Source organism: Gloeothece verrucosa PCC 7822 (assembly GCF_000147335.1).
Taxonomy (GTDB): domain Bacteria; phylum Cyanobacteriota; class Cyanobacteriia; order Cyanobacteriales; family Microcystaceae; genus Gloeothece; species Gloeothece verrucosa.
The window spans coordinates 3,742,734-3,762,644 of record NC_014501.1 but is presented as its reverse complement, the minus strand read 5'-3'; the positions used below and the strand labels follow the sequence as shown (position 1 = coordinate 3,762,644).

Here is a 19,911-nt window from a genome sequence, read left to right as displayed (position 1 = left end):
CACAATCATGACCTCAAACAGTTGCCAGATTCTTATACGGAAATCTCGCTTAACTCACGGGTCAAATGATCAAAAGGTTCATCTACAAAGGAAGTATTAATAATGCCTGCCTCTGCCACTTGATCTTTAATCAGATCTTTCATAATTTGAATCCCACGCACCGTAGGACCAATGGGAACCCCTAAAGAATTATAGGTTTCTCGTAGCCCTTGCAGTACCCGTTCATCCAGTACATCAGAATCCCCCGCTACTAAAGCATAACTGGCATAACGGAGATAATAATCCATATCCCGCAAACAAGCGGAATAGCGACGAGTGGTATAGGCATTACCACCCGGACGGATTAATTCTGGCACTTCTTCAAATAATTGAATGCCTGCTTTGCGAACGATGTCAGCAGAATTAGCATTAATGATAGCAGCAGCAGCGATCCGAGCGGTTCCAGACTCATAATAGGTTTTGAGTTTGTCCATCGCATCCCGATCGAGATAACGTCCTGTTACATCGTAGTTTTTGATCAGCGTCGTCACTGCGTCTCGCATTAAATTGTTCTCCTAAATTACAGTAAAGTAAAATACATTTAGCCGACGATATTTAAGGTATGACCTTTTATCGCTCCTTGGCAACTCCTAGGCTCGGGTTTTGGCTTCCCAAATTTACTTAATCTATCATCCCATAGGAGGGAGTCGGCAGTAGGGTGTCGGGAGTCGGGGACTTGGGGATATTTTACAATTATTTACAACAGCAGCCAATGAATTGATCTCAAAGGGTTTCCGTCTCAGAAGTGTTTAACAATTTCTTGATGTTTCTTAATTTTTCTTTACATTTGGCAACAGTCGCTAAAAATTAGTATAAGCAGATACTTTTTTGGGATGTTTACAGATTTCAAGAGTAACAACAGAGGTTATTCTGTATTGAGTAGAACAAAAAATAAAGAAACCTATCCCTACGATTGATGATTCGAGGCGACAAAACTGTTAGCAAAAATAAGGAGTCATTTCATGCCTGAAACGCCACAAGAAGTCTTGAAGCTGATAAAAGACAACAACATTCAAATAATCGACCTTAAGTTCATTGATATGCCGGGAATCTGGCAACACTGCTCCTTTTACTACGATCAAATCGATGAGAGTTCTTTCTCAGATGGGGTTCCCTTCGATGGCTCAAGTATTCGGGGTTGGAAAGCCATCAATGAATCGGATATGTCGATGGTTCCTGATCCGACAACGGCTTGGATTGATCCCTTTTTTGCAGAACCGACTTTGAGCATGATCTGTAGTATCAAAGAACCTCGAACAGGGGAATGGTATAGTAGAGATCCTCGCTCAATTGCGGCTAAAGCGGTGGACTATTTAAGAAGCACCGGTCTTGGTGATACGGCTTTCTTTGGACCTGAAGCCGAATTTTTCGTTTTTGATGATGTTCGCTTTGACCAAGCCGAAAACAAAAGTTATTACTACGTTGACAGTGTAGAAGGTCGTTGGAATTCTGGTAAAGAAGAAGCCGGCGGAAATTTAGGCTATAAACCTCGTTATAAAGAAGGGTATTTCCCGGTTCCTCCTACGGATACCATTCAAGATATGCGTACCGAAATGCTACTGACAATGGGGAAATGCGGTGTTCCCATTGAAAAGCATCACCACGAAGTAGCCACAGGAGGACAAAACGAACTCGGTATCCGATTTGATACTTTAATTAAATCAGCAGATAACTTGATGATTTACAAATACGTCATCAAGAATGTGGCTAAAAAATACGGTAAAACCGTGACCTTTATGCCCAAACCCCTATTTAATGATAACGGGTCGGGGATGCACACCCACCAGTCTATCTGGAACAATGGGCAACCTCTATTCTGGGGCGATGGCTATGCTAATCTGAGTAAAATGGCCCTCAATTATATTGGTGGTCTTCTTAGACATGCACCAGCGCTTCTGGCGTTGACTAACCCCACTACGAACTCTTATAAGCGGCTAGTGCCTGGGTTTGAAGCACCGGTAAACTTAGCTTATTCTCAAGGTAACCGTTCTGCTTCGATTCGGATTCCTCTGTCGGGTACGAATCCTAAAGCCAAGCGCTTAGAATTCCGTTGTCCGGATGCCACTTGTAATCCTTACCTCGCTTTTGCGGCTATGCTGTGTGCAGGGATTGATGGGATTAAGAATGAAATTGATCCCGGTGAACCCCTAGATGTAGATATCTATGATCTCTCTCCTGAAGAACTCAGTAAAGTTCCTTCTACTCCGGGTTCTTTAGAAGCGGCGTTAGAGAATTTAGAGAAGGATCATTCTTTCTTAACTGATTCAGGAGTCTTTACTGAAGACTTCATCGAAAATTGGATCGAGTACAAACTCGACAATGAGGTTAACCCGATGCGCTTACGTCCTCATCCTTATGAGTTTGCGCTTTACTATGATGTTTAAATAGAATTTTCTATTATTTCTCATTCCCAGGGTAAAACCTTGGGAATACTACTAGGAGGCTGTGGCCTCCGTTTTTTTTCCAATAGGTGGCTAATTTTTCCCTAAAATCATAGGACTTACGCACTCTCCACCAAATCATTAGGGTTTGAGATTGTTCGCGATCGGGAGCAAGGCTCGCTTGGGACATAAAATCGTTGTTTTTAATCAGGAGTGCGTAACTCTTAAATCATTTTAAATGAGCGCATTTTGCCTTGCTTAGGCATTAACCCACCACAACCAAACTGCTTACTGGTAGGGATTTTTCTATCTTCAAAAGGTAGCAAATCCTTGGTAGATTAATTATATTTACAAAAAGAAACAAAAAATTAGGCGATAGAATCCGTTTTATCTATGCAATCTACTGCTAATTTTGAGCGATTTATTCCTGAATCCGTGACTCAAGCCGCTTATAGCAGCTTTCAACAAGGTAAAGCCTTATTCGGACTAGCTCATAACAATCTAGGCAGGCGTTTGACTCAATTTTTTGCTCCGGATTGGGAAAAAATGGGTAAGCCACTTCCAGAAGAAGAAATCCAGGCACTCAAGCAGAGTGGAGAGCAATTGCGGCAAACTGACTGGCAAGATGCTCAAGACGGAGTTTATCCGCACAGTTTACTCTTTGACAATGCTTGGGATGAGTTTTTTTTATATTATCCTGCTGTTTGGCTAGATTTGCCTTTAAATTGGCAAAAAATTCGAGATAAAAAACATCAACAATTTTCAGCCGAGATCGACCAAGAAGGGTTTCCGAGTTACTATCTACAAAACTTTCACCATCAAACCGATGGTTACTTAAGTGATTGGTCAGCGAGTCTTTATGATCTACAAGTAGAACTGTTGTTTAGTGGCAATGCTGATCCGATGCGGCGGCGAATTCTGAAACCTTTAAAAAAAGGATTAAGTGCTTTTAGGGAACTTTCGCCGAAACAAATCCGAGTTTTAGATGTCGCTTGCGGAACAGGCCGCACATTAAAAATGATGCGGACTACTCTGCCAAAAGTATCTTTATTTGGGGCAGATTTATCTCCCGCTTATCTCCGTAAAGCTCACCAACTTCTCTCTAAAATCCCAGGAGAATTTCCCCAATTAGTACAGGCTAATGCTGAAGAATTACCCTATCAGGATAATTATTTTCATGGTCTGACTAGCGTGTTTTTATTTCATGAATTACCGCCTCAAGCACGTCAAAATGTGATAGAGGAATCTTTTCGGGTAACTCAACCGGGTGGGATATTTATCATTTGTGACTCCATTCAACTAATAGATTCACCCCAATTTCAAACATTAATCGATAACTTCCCTAAAACCTACCATGAACCTTATTACAAGCACTATACTACTGATAATTTAGGTGAACGCTTGGAAAAAGCAGGTTTTGAAAATGTAGAGATTGAACACCATTTATTTAGTAAATATTGGATTGCTCATAAACCTGTTTAATCTTTTCTGGTCACCATTTGTATTAACCGGGTAGGCAAGGCAGACAAATATCTTTCAATAAGGATATTCCACCTTGCCCACCTTGAAACTTAATGAGGCTATTTTTAAATAGGCAAACGTCGAACTCGGAAACTTTCATCACTGACTGAGATAATGGCTCCTAGTTGCAAATCATTAACACATTCTCTAAAAACAGTTTGCAATCGTTCTTCAATGACTTCACGGCTTTCGTTTCCTAAACGAAATAAAATCACACTGGGCAAAATTTCTCCTCGGCTTGCTAATAAATAACCAAAATCTAAATCCATTGTTAAAATAATTCTATTTTCATTTTGTGCTTTCACTAAAATTTCCTCATCTGTAAGCCGCTCTAAACCTTCCTCAACTAAATGAACAGCCTCATAACCCATCCTTCTTAACCCATCAACAGTACGAGGAGAAATCCCCATATCAGCTAAAAATTTCATTTGACTAAGTTGCCTTCATTAATAGGTTTTAAGGGAATTACTCGTTCTTCAGTTAACCAAGCCGCATAGAGGAGTGATTGTCTAATATCTTCAGGTTCAATATAAGGATAGTCTTCAATAATTTCGGCTTCAGATTTTCCATTGGCTACTAAATTAACGATTAAAGAAACTGGCACACGCATTCCTCTAATACAAGCTTTTCCTGCCATGATTTTTGGATCGAAGGTAATTCTATCTAGATTTTTTAACATAATTTTCCTCTCATTTGATCAACTGTAATGGACTTTTGATCAACTGTAATGGACTTTTACTTTTTTAGAAGATAACATAAATACTTCTTTGAGCAATACTCCCTGATTACCACCTTATCAGTTTTTTGTCTAATTTTATTTACAAAGCTTAACAAAAAAGACAAAAATTTAGTATGACATTCTCTTACATTGTAAAGTTACGTATCAAAATCGAGAATAGCTGTTAAGCTCTGTCTGGAAAAATCGTAAAATAAAAAAGTAGAAAAGCATCGTAAGGACATTTATGAATACATATTCTGAACGGGGCTTAAACCAAATTAATTGGCCTATCCTAGTGATGTTCGTCTTAGGATTTTGGCTCAGTGCCAGTATTGTTCTCGATTTAGTGATCATGCCCGGTTTATCAGCATCGGGAATGATGGCTACTAAAGGATTTGCTAGTGCTGGTTATCTCATTTTTGGGGTTTTCAATCGTCTCGAATTATTGTGCGCTGCCGTAGTTTTAAGCGGGATTTTAGTATTCCGCCGCCATCATACCTTAACTCATTCTCACGAAACCTGGTCAATTATTCTATCAGCATTTCTGTTAATCATTGCCCTAATTTATACCTATATTCTAACTCCTTATATGAGCGGATTAGGACTACAGTTAAACCAGTTCGATCCCATCAACCCCATGAGTGGAGTGATGCTCCCCATGCAATGGAGTTATTGGATATTAGAAGCCTGTAAACTCCTATTAGGCGTGACCTTACTCCGATGGTGCTATAAGGATTCTTGCTTAGTTCCCTAGGAGTCAAGAGAAAAAACAGCAATCCCCTCTAAATTCCGAGGGGGTTTTCATTTTTGGTGACAAATTTGCTGAAAAGTCTGAAATTCCTGAAAGTGAGCGGCAGCCAAAAAACCGGGAGAACTGAACAATCTAAAGATCCATACCCAAAAATTAGACTCTAACAAGAAGTCAATGGTATCATCAATGTGCAAAGCAAAAAAACTGGTAGGGTAACAATCATGGCACACGCACCTATAGCTCCTGTGGTGCTAGTTATACTAGATGGCTGGGGTTATCGAGAAGCCACAGAAAACAACGCCATCGCGGTTGCTAATACCCCAATTATGGATAGTCTCTGGGAAGTTTATCCCAGAACTTTGATTCGTACCTCCGGCAAAGACGTTGGACTGCCAGAGGGTCAAATGGGGAACTCAGAAGTAGGACACCTTAATATAGGTGCCGGACGGATTGTGCCACAAGAATTAGTAAGGATTACTGATGCCGTTGAGGATGGTTCTATTTTCCACAATCCGGCATTAGTGAACCTTTGTCAAGAAGTAAAAGCTAGAGGGGGAAAATTACATCTGATTGGGTTGTGTTCAGAAGGCGGTGTGCATTCCCATTTGTGTCATTTACTGGGATTGTTAGACTTGGCTAAATTACAATCTATCTCAAATGTCTGTGTTCATGCGATCACCGATGGACGAGATACCAACCCTAACGAAGGCGTAAAAGCGATTGCCCAAATTCAAGCACATATCGATAAAATCGGCATCGGACGGATTTCTACTATCTGTGGCCGCTATTATGCCATGGACCGAGATCGCCGTTGGGACCGCGTGAAAAAAGCTTATGATCTCCTGACACAAGACGGACCCGGAGATGGACGAACGGCCCTACAAATTCTCAAAGACTCCTACGCGAAAGATATTACAGATGAGTTTATTCTACCCACTCGAGTTGCTCCGGGTGCAGTAGAATCCGGAGATGGCATTATTTTCTATAACTTCCGTCCTGATCGCGCCAGACAGTTGTGTTATGCGTTCACTATGCCAAATTTTGACGGATTTGAGCGCAAACTGATTCAACCCCTCAGTTTTGTCACTTTTACTCAATACGACCCCAAGTTACCCGTTCAGGTGGCCTTTGAACCCCAAAACCTGACTAACATTCTCGGAGAAGTGATCGCTAACCATGGCCTGCGTCAATTCCGCACCGCAGAAACCGAAAAATATCCCCACGTGACCTACTTTTTTAACGGTGGACTCGAAAAACCCTTTGAAGGCGAAGATCGCGAATTAATTCAAAGTCCAATGGTAGCGACTTATGATCTAGCCCCAGAAATGTCTGCCCAAGCTGTTACAGATACCGCTTGCGCCGCTATTGAAAAAGGGATTTATTCTTTAGTGGTGATGAACTATGCTAACCCGGATATGGTAGGGCATACGGGCAATATTGAAGCGGCTGCTAAAGCCATTGAAAAAGTCGATCAATGTCTGGGACAGTTATTAAACAGCATCCATAAAATGGGAGGAACGGCGATCATTATCGCTGATCACGGAAACGCTGAGTATATGCGCGATGAAGAAGGAAATCCTTGGACGGCTCATACCACTAACCCAGTACCGTTTATCTTGGTAGAAGGGGAAAAACGAAAAATCCCCGGCCATGGCGGTCATGTTACCTTGCGAGATGATGGACGGTTAGCCGATATTGCCCCAACTATCCTAGATATTTTACAATTACCTAAACCCGAAAATATGACGGGTAAGTCGTTGATTGTGCCGGCAGAGATTGATGTAAAAACCAATCGCACACCGGTGCGAATTTCCCTCTAAGCAGTGGATAATGAGATCATTAACTTTGGGGTAACGTTTAGATGAATATTGTACAGATCGTTAAAATTATTTGGGCATTATGTGCCGGTTTGCTAATTGTTCTGGTATTATTACACAGCCCTAAAGGCGATGGACTCGGCGGCATCGGTGGACAAGCTCAACTGTTTACCAGCGCTAAATCAGCCGAAAAAACCCTCAACCAAATTACTTGGACTCTAAGTAGTCTTTTTATCGCTTTAACCATTGTCCTTAGTGCAGGTTGGTTAGAGAGTACCCCTAGTGGTTAATGCTTCTCATCCGGATGAGACGACTTGTGTCTGTTAATTCCCTTGTCTTCTTCTTGGTGATCGCCATAATTACGGTGGGTTTATTCGGGTTGCCAAGAGGAGAGGCTAAGGACTCTGAGGTATCTTTACCGCCTTTACAGGCTCATCCTTTACCTCTTACCCTAAAAAACTGGAACGATAGCCAAAATAGCGGCGATTATTTTTCTTTGATGGAATCAACCCCTGTAGGGTCTTTAATTTGGTCAGAGTTTCCCATTAAAGTGTATTGGGACCAGCCTAACCTCTCTGGTGATCATTCTGCGGCAAAGCGCCGCTTTGAGCAATGGGCAGAGTTAGTGAAGCAGGCGATCACCGAGTGGAATCAATATTTACCTTTAATTGAGATTCAACAGGAGGAATCAGCAGATATTATCATCAAGCGCGATAATCCTTCTCTGGGGGCAAAGATCAACCCCGAAACCGGTAAATTAGAAATTCCTCGGGCCAGATCAGCCCAAACCGATTATAAGTTGTATATTCGAGCAGATAATCCCCCGATTTTGTGCCATCGCATGACGATTCAAATTAGTCCTAATTTAAGTCAGGAATTGATCTTATCAGCAGTGCGGCATGAATTAGGTCATGCTTTGGGTATTTGGGGGCACAGTCCCGTAGAAACCGATGCGTTATACTTTTCTCAGGTTCGTAACCCGCCGCCCATTTCTGTACGGGATATTAATACTCTTAAAAAAGTTTATGAGCAACCAACTAGATTAGGCTGGACAATGAGTCAGGGAAATTAAGTTTTAGATCGGTTTTTTCGAGGGTGCTTGTTATAGTATTAGGGTAAAAGTAGGGGAATAGTTATATTAACCCCTACTATCGCCCAAAAGTCAAAAACAAGAGTTAAGGGCAGATAAAAGGGAAAATATAAAAATATCCCTCATCATCTGCCTATCACGCTAAAACTCTAATTGGTTCTTCTATAGATCAGAATATCCGGCTCAAGGATTTTTTATGGTTAATCTGGTTACCGTTTTGAAAATATTACCTCAATCCCCCTCAATTGAGCTAACTTTTCGCACAAAAATAAACCGTAACAACGGTTTTCTACCTTGTCCTATTCGCTTTTTCCTAACCTCAACGACTCTTAAGTTGTTGTAAACTAGAAATATCCACTTTACCAAAATTCAGACTAAAAGCAAGCTGAAGATTTTCTAAAGTTTTCACTAACCAAGGTGCGCCATCTGTCGCAAAACCTTCATAATGATTAAACAAAATTGAAAAACGCTTTTCTAAATAGGGCTTAACCTTTTTACAAATTAAAATCAATTTTAATAATAATCCAATCGTCCCCGTTACCCCCATATTAGTAATCAGATCAATAAAAACATAATGCTGAGGATTTTGGGCACTGTCAACCACTAAATAATTTAATAGCTGACTCGAAGTCCGCAACATCAGAAACTCATTCGGTTTTTGACGATTACATTCAGATAAAGTATTTTGAATAATCTGGTATAATTTTTGCGGAAATTTCCCTCGACGATTCTCAAAAGAAGAAACTAAATATTCATATAAATCATCTTTAAACGCTTGATAATTGGGCGTAAAATTGGTATGAGTTATAAAATTTTGTGATAAACTTTTATAAGTGTAACCTCCTTCCACCGTTCCTACATATTGTTTGAGTGATTTACTCAATTCTCTATCACTTAACAAAGTCGGATTTTTAACCGGCTGAATCAATCCTGCGCTTTCAGACGACAATTCGTTTCTTCTAGCCAATTGAGCCATTCTGACCTGATAAGTCACATATCGAGACAGATTAATTTCATAATTTTTCTCGATCTTACGTTTAATTTGTCGTACCGTTTGCTGGTGTTCTTGGGAGCTTTCGTCACTGAGCAAACAATGGTCATATAAATAAGGATAACGATTAATTAAAGTCCCAATGGAATTATTCGTTTTACCTTTATTATCAATGATACGAGCTAAACGCTCTAACTTAATATAGTCATCCGAGAGGGTAAATTCCTTTACCAACAACCGCAACCGGTTTGGTGTCGTCGAGACTCCTTGCCGCGCTGGGACTAAATTCTCTAATAATTTAACTAATTCTGGAATAGCTTGCTGATGCTGCGGCAGCATTTGCCAACGGTTAACCAGAATGTGGCAGCAACGATTAAAGCAATAATAAAACCGCTCTTGTGCATCTTTAGCTTTAATGAGATTTTCCAGCGCCGTGTAAACTTGAGCTTCTCGAAAGCCCCTGCCTTCAATAAATAACTCTCGAAACTCCTCGAGCAAATTCTCAGGAGTATCAGTTTGTACTCGACCTAGTAGATAATCGTATAGGAGTTGCTCCTGTTGTCTAGATTGTCTATCCTCAAATTTATGAGTAGATACTGACATTTTAATCAGCCCTCCTTTGTTAACCGGCTCTATATTGGGGCTGTAAGATAGTTAATCGTAACTGACTCGCGCGTGGAACAAGTTCTACACTCTTGTGGTTTAATCGATTGACTATCCTCCAATGAACGTTTATCATTGATGCTTCCCCAACCCTCATTCCTTAATATTCTATAGCTTGTTTGTCTTGCCTCTTGAGGTCCCAACTCTCTAAGTTAGCTGGTTTGTTAATGATCACTCAATGATCACATTACCCCAATTTATGGGACAATGGTTACTCTATGCCAGAGTCACCCTTTACTTTATTATAGCTAATATATCAAGATATTGTAATCTCTAAAATAACTTTTTAAATCATTTTTGTATGTGATCTAGATCACTCCTTTAAAAAAAACTAACATTCAACCCTTTTGTAGATTTAATTCAGTAATCATACCTTATATGCTCAGTCAAATTTCTTTGAAGCAACTCAGTAATATCCTTGAATTACCAGAAACTAATTTACTTGCTATATTTTCTGAAAAAACGGTAACCGGAATCACCACTGATAGTCGTGAAATTAGTGATGGTGAAATTTTTGTAGCCTTACGGGGAAAGAATTTTGACGGATATGAATTCACTGAAATAGCGGTGGAAAAAGGCGCGATTGCTATCATTGTCGATAGAGAGGTTCCCGTAATTGCTTCTAAGAATATACCTCAGTTTATTGTTAAAGATACTTTGAATGCTTATCAAAAAATTGCTCATTGGTGGCGCAATCAATTGACCATTCCAGTCATTGCTGTAACGGGGTCAGTAGGCAAAACAACAACTAAAGAATTGATAGCGGCAGTTTTATCACAGAGAGGAAAAGTCCATAAAACTAGAGCAAATTATAATAATGAAATTGGCGTTCCCAAAACTTTATTAGAATTGGATAAAAGCCATGATTATGCAGTAATTGAAATGGCAATGCGAGCCAAAGGAGAAATAGCCTTATTAACCGAAATCGCCCGCCCGACCCTAGGTATCATTACTAATGTGGGAACCGCTCATATTGGACGACTCGGATCAACCGAAGCGATCGCCGCCGCCAAATGTGAGCTACTCGAACAGATGTCACCTGATACCATAGCGATTCTCAATCATGATAATCCTCTATTAATAGAAACCGCTCACAAGGTTTGGCAAGGAGAAACCCTGACTTATGGCTTAGAAGGAGGAGATTTAGTCGGGCAACTGATTGATGCTCAAACCTTGAGAGTAGAAGGCATCAATTTTCCCCTACCCATACCCGGACGGCATAATGCCCTTAATTACCTTGCAGCCCTAGCAGTGGCAAAAGTGCTTAACCTCGACTGGACTCCCTTAACAGAAGGCTTAACCGTAAATTTACCCAGTGGGCGCTCACGTCGTCATCAACTCCCCAATGATGTCCTCCTTCTCGATGAAACCTATAATGCTGGATTAGAATCCATGATAGCCGCCCTCGAATTACTCAAACAAACCCCAGGGCAACGCCACATCGCCGTTTTAGGCACCATGAAAGAACTTGGCGATCACTCGCCTCAATTTCATCGCCAGGTGGGAGAAACCGTTAAGCGGCTAAATATCGATCATTTATTAGTATTAACTGATGATCCACAAGCCCAAGAAATTGCTGTCGGTGCTGATGGGGTGACCACCCAGTGTTGGCAAACCCATCAAGCATTAGTCCAACAGCTACAGGAAATGATCAAACCCGGTGATCGCATTTTATTTAAAGCGTCCAATTCTGTAGGGTTAAATCGAGTGGTAGAAAGTTTACTCAACGACCAACCCGTTTAACTTCTGTTGTCGCTGGTATTGATTAACCGTTCCACTTATTGTAAACCCCGCCGAAGGGAAAAGGGGTCTTATTTACTGTTCAGGGGTTTATAATGAGAATAGATACATAGGGATCAAGATAAAATTTATTAATTTTTGTGACGAAAAACCCCGAAAAAGTCAAAAATTATCATCATCAAAATTCAAGCGGGTTCAATTCCATTCAGGAGTGAATTTTGCCATCAATAGGGAACTTCAGAAGCAACAATTTAATAATCGGAGGATGACAAATGAATAATAAACCAATGCGTAAGCGGCTGATCATCATGGGAGCGGCAGGTCGAGATTTTCATAACTTCAACCAAGTTTATCGAGATAACCCCCTCGTGGAAGTGGTGGCCTTTACCGCCGCCCAAATCTCAGGCATCGCCAAGCGTCGCTATCCTCCCTGTTTAGCCGGTTCTCTGTATGCTGACGGTATCCCCATTTTTGAAGAAAGCGAACTCGAAAACCTGATCAAACGAGAAAAAATCGATCAGGTAGTCTTTTCCTACAGTGACTTAACCCACGCTGAAGTCATGCACCTAGCCTCAAGGTCCCTATCTGCGGGGGCAGATTTTCTCTTACTCGGCCCCGAACGAACCATGTTATCAGCGCAAGTCCCTGTTATTGCTGTCTCAGCCGTGCGTACAGGTTGCGGGAAATCTCAAACAGCCCGTTGGTTATCTAAACTGCTGCGGCATCAAGGATTAAAAGTCGCCGTCATTCGGCATCCCATGCCCTATGGGTCCTTAGAAAAGCAAATGGTTCAGCATTTTGCTACCCATGAAGACCTAAACAGCGCTAATTGTACCATCGAAGAAAGAGAAGAATATGAACCTCACATCGATATGGGCAATATTGTCTATGCCGGGGTTGACTATGGTTTAATTATCGAACAAGCGGCTTCAGAAGCCGATATTATCCTATGGGATGGCGGAAATAATGATTTTCCTTTCATTCGCCCGGACCTTCATTTGGTTTTAGTCGATCCTCTGCGGCCTGGAGATGAAACCACCCATCATCCGGGAGAAGTGGTGTTACGCATGGCCGATATTGTGGTGATTGCCAAAGTGGACTCAGCCGCCGATGCGGATATTCAAAAAGTCCAAGAAGCCGTTCAGATGGTAAACCCCAAAGCCACTATTGTTAGGGCTGCATCTCCTATCGCCTTAGAAGACCCAGAAGCCGTCAGAGACCGCCGAGTATTAGTCGTAGAAGATGGACCCACTACCACTCATGGAGGAATGGCTTATGGAGCCGGTTATGTAGCCGCCACTCGCGCCGCCGCCAAAGAAATTATTAACCCTCGAATCTATGCCGTGCCAGAAATAGCAGAGGTTTATCATGCTTACCCCCATATAGGTCGAGTCTTGCCGGCGATGGGTTATTCTGCCACTCAATTAAAAGCTTTAGAAGAAACCATCAACCGCGCTGAGGCCGACGTAGTGGTAGCGGCTACCCCCAGTAACCTCGTTAACTTAATCCAAGTCAATAAGCCCATTATTCGCGCTCATTACGAATTTGCCGAAGTGGGACAGCCAAAATTAAGCAATTTAGTGGAACAATTTTTGATTCGTCAGGCTTTAATGGGGAGGGAGCTATGCGCGTTGTCATAGCACTTGGGGGTAATGCCCTCTTAAAACGGGGGCAACCCCTAGAAGCCGAGGTGCAACGGCAGAATATTCAAACCGCCGCCGCCGTCATCGCCGAAATTGCCGAAAATCATACCGTAGTTGTCACTCATGGAAACGGTCCCCAAGTGGGATTACTCGCTCTACAGGCCGAAGCTTATAAGGGGGTAAACCCCTATCCTCTCGATGTTCTCGATGCTCAAACCGAGGGAATGATCGGTTATCTTCTCGAACAAGAATTACGGAACCATCTCAAAGACCGACAGGTAGTGACCTTATTAACTCAAATCGCAGTGGACCCTCACGATAGTGCTTTTAGCCAACCGACAAAACCTATCGGGCCAGTTTATTTAAAAACCGAAGCACAACAGTTAGCCGCACAGAGGGGATGGGCCATTTGTGCCGATGGGGACGGATATCGTCGCGTGGTACCTTCTCCAGAACCGAAACAGATTCTAGAATTAGCGACCATCCGCTTATTGGTGGAAGTTGGGGCGTTGGTGGTGTGTGCCGGGGGAGGGGGAATTCCAGTGATGATCACCCCTGGCGGCGCGATTGGCGGCATTGAGGCCGTTATTGATAAAGACTTAGCTGCTGCCCTTTTGGCTATCAACCTCAAGGCTGATGCTTTGTTACTGTTGACTGATGTAGAGGGAGTTTATCACCATTGGGGGACTCCAGAGGCTCAACTGTTACGAGAAGTTACCTCAACTGCCCTCAGACAAGAGCATTTTGCTGCCGGTTCTATGGGGCCAAAAGTTGAAGCCGCTTGTCGGTTTGTGGAGGCTACAGGAGGTTACGCTGGTATTGGAAAGTTAGAGGATGGAGCAGAGATTTTAAACGGTCAACGGGGTACTAGGGTTCAAATTGGAGGTTATGGAGCCAGAAACTATGATTCGCCATAATCTCTCTTTTGGGGGAGTTTGAAGACTTTGGGTTTTCCCGTTATTTTCAACCCCGCCGTTAACTAAAGAGAGCTAGGGGGTAGCACTCGGCACCACTGGATGAGCCATTAGATGCAGTATTAGAGAAAATTAGGATTACACTCCTTTGCCCCAAATCCTGATCTTAAAACAGAGAAATAAAATTTTCAAAAGGAGACAGTGATTATTCAATCAACTTGCTATTATAAACTTTAAGTGTTTGTATACAATCAACAGGAGAGTTAAAGCATGACAACACCAGCAACGGCAGAGGTTAAAGATCGCATACTATCGGCCTTGGTTTATATACTGCCTTTGATTTATGCTTTACCCTTTGGCATCTCTTTGCTGAAGCAGATTCCCTTTTTAGGATTAATTTATCTCCCTTTATCCCCTCTAATTTCTTTGTATTATAGCCTTCCCTTTGGCGGATTAATTATCTTCTTTGTTTTGTTTTTTGCTGTAGTCAGAAATGAACGGGTCAATCGTTTTATTCGCTTTAATACTTTACAAGCAATTTTAATAGATATTGCTTTAATATTATGTAGTTTGATTTTGCAGTTTTTGGGTCAAATTTTAGTTGATAATAGTTTATTTATTTTGACTTTAAATAATACTATCTTTTTAGGAACTCTAACAGCCTGTATCTTTGGCATAATTCAGTCAGGAAGAGGGTTGTATCCTGAAATCCCTGCCATTTCTGAGGCAGTTTATTCTCAACTTCCTTGGTAGCCCTGCACCAGTTTAAAAACCCAAAAGGAAACTATCAGCTTATAAAATTCAAGTAAATACTTAGCGGTTAACTCATTAGCCCTAGAGCCATAGCTAGTGGATGGGTTAGTGAAGTTTTTAAGATAATTAAGCTTAAAAAAGGGTTGTTTCTTTTATTTATAAGCTTATTCCCCATTTCTAAGTGCTTCTAGCGGGAAATTTCCCCCTTGCCTAAAAGGAGCGCGGCAAGAAATAATAACACACAGATAAAACTTGAAAGTGCTTTATCAAACCTGTGATAGCGATTTACCCCGGTAGTTTCGATCCCATTACTTTAGGACATTTGGATATCATCACACGAGGCGGGCAATTATTTGAGCGTGTCATCGTCACGGTATCATGCAATCCGAACAAAAACCCTCTGTTTCCCGTAGAAAAACGAGTTGAGCAAATCCGCCAATGTACTCAACATCTAACCAATGTAGAAGTAGACAGTTTTACAGGATTAACAGTGGAATATGCTAAATTACGAAAGGCTAATGTTTTGCTGAGAGGGTTAAGGGTGCTTTCTGATTTTGAAAAAGAACTCCAAATGGCTCACACTAACGTCACTCTCTGGGATGGGATAGAAACAGTATTTTTAGCAACGGCCAAAGAATATAGCTTTTTAAGTAGTAGCATTGTCAAAGAAATTGCTAAATTCGGTGGCTCAGTTTCTCATTTAGTTCCTGAAAATGTCGCTCGGGACATCGCGCTATATTACAGTTAAATTACTCAATATGTCCAATTTAAGCCCCCATTCTTTGCCCATGTCACGCCGAAACTCTTCCTCCCGTAGTCCTTCTCCCAAAAATCAGCCCAAAGAAGCTCCCCGTCGTCATGAAGTCGATTTTGAGATTCTCCAAGAACTCGAACGACTACAAGAAATCATCATGACCGAAAGTTCTCAGATTCCTTTCACGAGATTACGATTAATTAATGAAGATAAATTGTTAGATCAAATCGAAATGATTTGTGATAGCTTGCCAGAGTCGATCAAAAAAGCTCAAGCTTTACTCGAGCAAGAGGAAGAAATTATCCTAGAAGCACAGGATTATGCTAAACAGATTGTTCAATCTGCTCAACAACGAGCCGCTCAAATCTTAGACGAAACCGGAATTATACAGCAGGCTGAACGACAAGCCAGTCAAATTAGACAACAGGTACAGCAGGAATGCGAAGAGGTTCAAGAAAAAACCATTACTGAAATTGAGCAGATGCGCCGTACAGCCGAACAGGAACTTCAGCAAATACGTCAACAAGCCTTAGCTGAATGTCATGATATTGAAGATGGGGCTTTTGATTATGCTGATAATATTTTTTCTAATCTTGAGCAACAATTGGCCGAAATGCTTACCATTGTTCGTAAGGGACGACAACAGATGAACCAAAAAGCGTCTCCTACCGGTGCTGTTTCTCCTGAACTTCCTCTCAAAAAAATGCCGGGTCCTGGTAATCCGGGCAAACGCCCATAAGCAGACAATATCCGCCTTTGTAAGCTGTATTTAATAACCTTAATCAAAAAAACTCATGATTATTATCGAAATTACCAATGTGGAAGAGTTAATTAAACAGCACATAGGCTCTCTTGGTGCTAAAGTTCTCCATGCTGTGGCTGATGATGAGGCCAAAATCGAAAAAGTAATGATAGAAGAACTGCAAACTAATTTTAAAAAAATGGGTGTTAAAGCTAATATGTTTAGTGTTGCCGGGGTGGATATGCTCGGCAATGGAAAAATCGAAATTGGCATTAAGGTTCGTTCTTCGACTTTTATGTCCTAGACTTCAGCCAGATAATTACGGATGCGACTGGTTTAGGGGGCGGAAAAGATTCCGCCCAATGCTTGTTATTTAGAGGATACCTGAGCTAGATAAACCTAGGATGATTCCTGCACCTAGGATATGGCCAAAACTAGCGGTTGCTAAGAGTTCAGGAAGACCAAAGCTTTTTTTAGAAGCCAGTTGAGGAAGCGGTAAACTGGGACCTTGCCCTGTTTTTTGAATCGCAAAATAACCCACGATGAAAGCAAATAAATTGGCAAAAATCATGATTAATGCGATCGAAAAATTCCAAGGAGTAGTAGTGGGCACATTAGACACGGCAGCGAATAATAACATAGAACTCATTGCTGTTTAAGGCTCCTTTGTTGCTAAACTTTTATTAAAACCCCGTCCCTTCGGTTGATCCCTTGGGACTTTGGCTCGGAGACGGAGTCTGTATTAACACAAGGCATTATAGGAAGCTCTTGCAAAAAAGAGGTCATTTTGTTTGAATACTTAACAGTTATGTTAAAGTTTTGCTAAGTACCTCGACAAAAATCAAGCTTTACTATCCTAAGAAATTTAATTAAAAATCAAATGAGAGTTAAAATTTGTGGCATTACCAAGCCAGAACAAGCCGCAGCCATTACGGCTAAGGGAGCAAACACACTAGGATTTATCTGTGTTGAGTCATCTCCTCGTTATGTTACCCCTCATCAACTAGGAGCAATCATAGAACAATTGCCGCCTCAAGTGGATAAAATCGGTGTGTTTGTGAATGCCGCCACTACTGAAATTACGACCCTTGTGGCTCAAACCGGTTTAACCGGAGTTCAGTTACACGGTGAAGAATCTCCCGATTTTTGTCTTCAATTAAAAGAGGCTCTTCCCGATATTGAACTTATTAAAGCTTTAAGAGTTAAATCTGCCGAATTTTTAGAGGAAGCTACCCCTTACTTCTCATCAGTTAATACTCTACTGTTAGATGCCTATCATCCTCAATTATTTGGCGGCACCGGCACAACCCTAGACTGGGAAAGTTTAGCACTATTTTCTCCTCCTATACCTTGGTTATTAGCCGGAGGACTCAAACCGGATAATCTCATTTATGCTCTCTCTCAATTATCTCCCCAAGGAATTGATTTATCTAGTGGTGTAGAACGAGCGCCAGGGGATAAAGATTTAGACAAAGTTTCTCAATTATTTCAACAACTTCAGATTTGGAAAGCTAATCAACCCTAAAAAAATTTATAAAAATTATTCAGTAGAGATGAAAAATTTAACACCCCTACTGAGCGGATTTTTGAGCATCTTTAGCCGTCTTGTTTTACTTAACTAACCAAGTTAAGTTAATTTCAATATACCCCTTAAAATTGATAAGTTTTGTAATGGATATTACGAAAAAGCCTGAAAAGAAGGGTCAACAAAAGTATCTAACCCGGATTGGGCAAGGCAATGTCCGTTTCAGGAAATGATTTCAGCAAAATTGCTGGTAAGGGTTCTTGACTCATTTGAGTAACATAAGACTCAGTTAAATAAGCCGCAAATTCTGGTTGTTTACTCAAATAATTTTTAAAGAAGGCTACCCCCAGAACTTTTAAATAATTTTGTGCTAGTTGTGGATTAGGGCCAAGTATGGCTTCAGGAACTGGCACAGCATTGGCTAATCCCTGAGTTAGAAAAGAAAAATGAGTGCTATTTTTGACTAACAATAAATATTTATCTGAGGATTTTAGCCAGCTAAAAGGGAGTATTTGCTCGGGTATAGGTGGCGCAAAAATATCCGCACTGCCGCCAATCAGCATGACGGGAACTTGCATTTTTTGCATTCCCTGAGAGTCAAATACAGGATTAGTAACAGGATTAATAGCAATCACAGCCTTAATTCGAGGATCACTAAGCTGTGTGGATGGAGGTAAATCATTTACCCCTTTACATTGCAACAGTACAGATAAATTGAAAGTGATTTGATCGGGGCTATTTTTCTGGGCACAATATTGAACCAGAGAATTCCAATTCACCTGCGCTCCCCCAATAGCCGTTACGGTATAACCCCCTAAAGATTGACCTAAAACACCGACGTTAGAGAGATCAAGCTTTCCTTTCCAATCAGGATTTGATTGGGATTTTTTTTCTATTTCATCGAGAAGGCGGCTAATTTTTTTGGGTTGTTCTACCCAAAGATTGGGAGGAGGAGGAGTCGCTAAACCAGCAAGATAATCATTGATCATTTGACTATCACTGCCCGGAAAATTTAAGGCGGCTACCCCAAAGCCATAAGAGGCTAAATGTTCTGCGATGTATAACAAGCTTTGATAATCAGAATTAAGTCCAGGTGCAATGACTATGAGAGGGGCGGGGGTTTTAACGGCTTCAGGCAGATAGACGACGGCTTGAATGGATGAATCAATTGTTAACGATTCTTTCCGCCATTTTTGCGCTCCAGGCTGGGTTAAATCGGCTAAATTAGCGGCGACAGGTGTGGCTTTTGTGGCTGCCTGTTGTTGGAGAGTGGCAAAAAAGCGCTCGGTTTTGATCATTAAATCGTGTGCTTCATCAACGGCTTTAATGCCTCGGTTGGTATTAAGGCGAAGGTTCTGGAGTGGATACTTTTGTAAGACTCCTAAGAGCGTTAGCCCTTGCGGTTGCCCTGCGGCTTCAATAATTGCTCCCTTTAAAGCGGGTTGACTTTGATCAGGAGGATTATCAATTAACAAACTTAGTTGCTCAACAAGCCGCTCTCCTATGCGCGAATTAAATAATTGAGAGACGAAAATGACATCAACATTAAAACTCTGGTTGAGTAGCTCTCGGAATTGTTGTAACTGCTTTGGGGTCACGTGCTGAGCATAAAAGGAAAAATTGGGCGTTATTTTTCCTTCTTTAGCAAAAACGGCTAAATCATCGACGGAAACTTCAAACTCTCCAAAGGGAGGATACCAAAAAGTTATCTGCTCGGCGGCTTGTACTGGCACAGTGTATAGGGCGGCGGCGATCAGACTTCCTAGAATGACTTTGAGACGGGAGAACATTTGATTGATTAAACCTTCGGTTTCAATGAATATTTTTTAATTTTTTAGTTCAAAATTTATTGTACTTGCTTTGAAACCC

The 19,911-nt window shown here is 41.3% G+C and carries 20 protein-coding genes; 14 read left to right on the top strand and 6 right to left on the bottom strand.

Annotated elements, in window-relative coordinates; all coding sequences use genetic code 11:
* Positions 1-32: 32 nt before the first annotated feature.
* Positions 33-542 (bottom strand): allophycocyanin subunit beta, encoded by a 510-nt coding sequence (gene apcB / locus CYAN7822_RS16595; RefSeq protein WP_013323418.1) that lies wholly within the window; start codon positions 540-542, stop codon positions 33-35.
* A 459-nt stretch (positions 543-1,001) separates the two neighbouring features.
* Here apcB and glnA point away from each other — a divergent pair, with 459 nt between their 5' ends.
* On the top strand, positions 1,002-2,423 hold the full coding sequence (gene glnA / locus CYAN7822_RS16590; protein ID WP_013323417.1) for a type I glutamate--ammonia ligase: 1,422 nt from the start codon (positions 1,002-1,004) through the stop codon (positions 2,421-2,423).
* Between the two features lie 390 nt (positions 2,424-2,813).
* Positions 2,814-3,902: a class I SAM-dependent methyltransferase gene (locus CYAN7822_RS16585; RefSeq protein WP_013323416.1), complete on the top strand. Its 1,089-nt coding sequence runs from the start codon at positions 2,814-2,816 to the stop codon at positions 3,900-3,902.
* Between the two features lie 104 nt (positions 3,903-4,006).
* On the opposite strand, the gene CYAN7822_RS16580 is transcribed toward CYAN7822_RS16585, so the two are convergent.
* Together CYAN7822_RS16580 and CYAN7822_RS16575 are read right to left on the bottom strand one after the other, a co-directional pair.
* Positions 4,007-4,369, bottom strand: a complete 363-nt coding sequence (locus tag CYAN7822_RS16580) for a DUF5615 family PIN-like protein (protein ID WP_013323415.1) — start codon at positions 4,367-4,369, stop codon at positions 4,007-4,009.
* Positions 4,366-4,620: a DUF433 domain-containing protein gene (locus CYAN7822_RS16575; RefSeq protein WP_013323414.1), complete on the bottom strand. Its 255-nt coding sequence runs from the start codon at positions 4,618-4,620 to the stop codon at positions 4,366-4,368. The genes CYAN7822_RS16580 and CYAN7822_RS16575 overlap by 4 nt, the downstream gene beginning before the upstream one ends.
* Positions 4,621-4,903: 283 nt before the next feature.
* Here CYAN7822_RS16575 and CYAN7822_RS16570 point away from each other — a divergent pair, with 283 nt between their 5' ends.
* The 4 genes from CYAN7822_RS16570 to CYAN7822_RS16550 all read left to right on the top strand — a co-directional run bounded on the left by CYAN7822_RS16570 (position 4,904) and on the right by CYAN7822_RS16550 (position 8,299).
* Positions 4,904-5,413: a DUF4149 domain-containing protein gene (locus tag CYAN7822_RS16570; RefSeq protein WP_013323413.1), complete on the top strand. Its 510-nt coding sequence runs from the start codon at positions 4,904-4,906 to the stop codon at positions 5,411-5,413.
* Positions 5,414-5,631: 218 nt separating this feature from the next.
* Positions 5,632-7,230: a 2,3-bisphosphoglycerate-independent phosphoglycerate mutase gene (gene gpmI, locus CYAN7822_RS16560; protein ID WP_013323412.1), complete on the top strand. Its 1,599-nt coding sequence runs from the start codon at positions 5,632-5,634 to the stop codon at positions 7,228-7,230.
* A gap of 41 nt (positions 7,231-7,271) precedes the next feature.
* Positions 7,272-7,517, top strand: a complete 246-nt coding sequence (secG, locus tag CYAN7822_RS16555; protein WP_013323411.1) for a preprotein translocase subunit SecG — start codon at positions 7,272-7,274, stop codon at positions 7,515-7,517.
* Complete coding sequence (locus CYAN7822_RS16550) at positions 7,517-8,299, top strand: peptidase (protein ID WP_013323410.1); 783 nt, start codon at positions 7,517-7,519, stop codon at positions 8,297-8,299. The genes secG and CYAN7822_RS16550 overlap by 1 nt, the downstream gene beginning before the upstream one ends.
* A gap of 337 nt (positions 8,300-8,636) precedes the next feature.
* On the opposite strand, the gene CYAN7822_RS16545 is transcribed toward CYAN7822_RS16550, so the two are convergent.
* Positions 8,637-9,911, bottom strand: a complete 1,275-nt coding sequence (locus tag CYAN7822_RS16545; RefSeq protein ID WP_013323409.1) for a hypothetical protein — start codon at positions 9,909-9,911, stop codon at positions 8,637-8,639.
* A 438-nt stretch (positions 9,912-10,349) separates the two neighbouring features.
* Between CYAN7822_RS16545 and CYAN7822_RS16540 the strand changes: the two genes are divergently transcribed.
* The 7 genes from CYAN7822_RS16540 (at position 10,350) to CYAN7822_RS16510 (ending at position 16,821) form a co-directional block, all read left to right on the top strand.
* A complete protein-coding gene (locus CYAN7822_RS16540; protein ID WP_013323408.1) occupies positions 10,350-11,714 on the top strand; it encodes a UDP-N-acetylmuramoyl-tripeptide--D-alanyl-D-alanine ligase in 1,365 nt (454 codons plus the stop codon).
* A gap of 269 nt (positions 11,715-11,983) precedes the next feature.
* Entirely contained in the window at positions 11,984-13,351 is a 1,368-nt protein-coding gene (locus CYAN7822_RS16535) for a cyclic 2,3-diphosphoglycerate synthase (protein ID WP_013323407.1), read from the top strand.
* Complete coding sequence (gene arcC, locus CYAN7822_RS16530; RefSeq protein WP_013323406.1) at positions 13,336-14,271, top strand: carbamate kinase; 936 nt, start codon at positions 13,336-13,338, stop codon at positions 14,269-14,271. The genes CYAN7822_RS16535 and arcC overlap by 16 nt, the downstream gene beginning before the upstream one ends.
* Before the next feature lie 267 nt (positions 14,272-14,538).
* Positions 14,539-15,021, top strand: a complete 483-nt coding sequence (locus CYAN7822_RS16525) for a Tic20 family protein (RefSeq protein ID WP_013323405.1) — start codon at positions 14,539-14,541, stop codon at positions 15,019-15,021.
* Between the two features lie 274 nt (positions 15,022-15,295).
* On the top strand, positions 15,296-15,769 hold the full coding sequence (coaD, locus tag CYAN7822_RS16520; protein ID WP_013323404.1) for a pantetheine-phosphate adenylyltransferase: 474 nt from the start codon (positions 15,296-15,298) through the stop codon (positions 15,767-15,769).
* 10 nt (positions 15,770-15,779) lie between these two features.
* Positions 15,780-16,514 carry a hypothetical protein gene (locus CYAN7822_RS16515; RefSeq protein WP_157871817.1) on the top strand — a complete coding sequence of 245 codons (735 nt, stop codon included), beginning with the start codon at positions 15,780-15,782 and terminating at the stop codon, positions 16,512-16,514.
* Positions 16,515-16,569: 55 nt separating this feature from the next.
* Complete coding sequence (locus tag CYAN7822_RS16510) at positions 16,570-16,821, top strand: hypothetical protein (RefSeq protein WP_013323402.1); 252 nt, start codon at positions 16,570-16,572, stop codon at positions 16,819-16,821.
* Between the two features lie 69 nt (positions 16,822-16,890).
* Here the strand turns inward: CYAN7822_RS16510 and psaK are convergent, their stop codons facing one another.
* The gene (gene psaK / locus CYAN7822_RS16505) at positions 16,891-17,166 is read right to left on the bottom strand and encodes a photosystem I reaction center subunit PsaK (RefSeq protein ID WP_013323401.1); all 276 of its coding nucleotides are present in this window, start codon (positions 17,164-17,166) and stop codon (positions 16,891-16,893) included.
* A gap of 231 nt (positions 17,167-17,397) precedes the next feature.
* Here psaK and CYAN7822_RS16500 point away from each other — a divergent pair, with 231 nt between their 5' ends.
* A complete protein-coding gene (locus CYAN7822_RS16500) occupies positions 17,398-18,042 on the top strand; it encodes a phosphoribosylanthranilate isomerase (protein WP_013323400.1) in 645 nt (214 codons plus the stop codon).
* Between the two features lie 191 nt (positions 18,043-18,233).
* On the opposite strand, the gene CYAN7822_RS16495 is transcribed toward CYAN7822_RS16500, so the two are convergent.
* Positions 18,234-19,832 carry an alpha/beta hydrolase gene (locus CYAN7822_RS16495; protein WP_013323399.1) on the bottom strand — a complete coding sequence of 533 codons (1,599 nt, stop codon included), beginning with the start codon at positions 19,830-19,832 and terminating at the stop codon, positions 18,234-18,236.
* Positions 19,833-19,911: the final 79 nt, after the last annotated feature.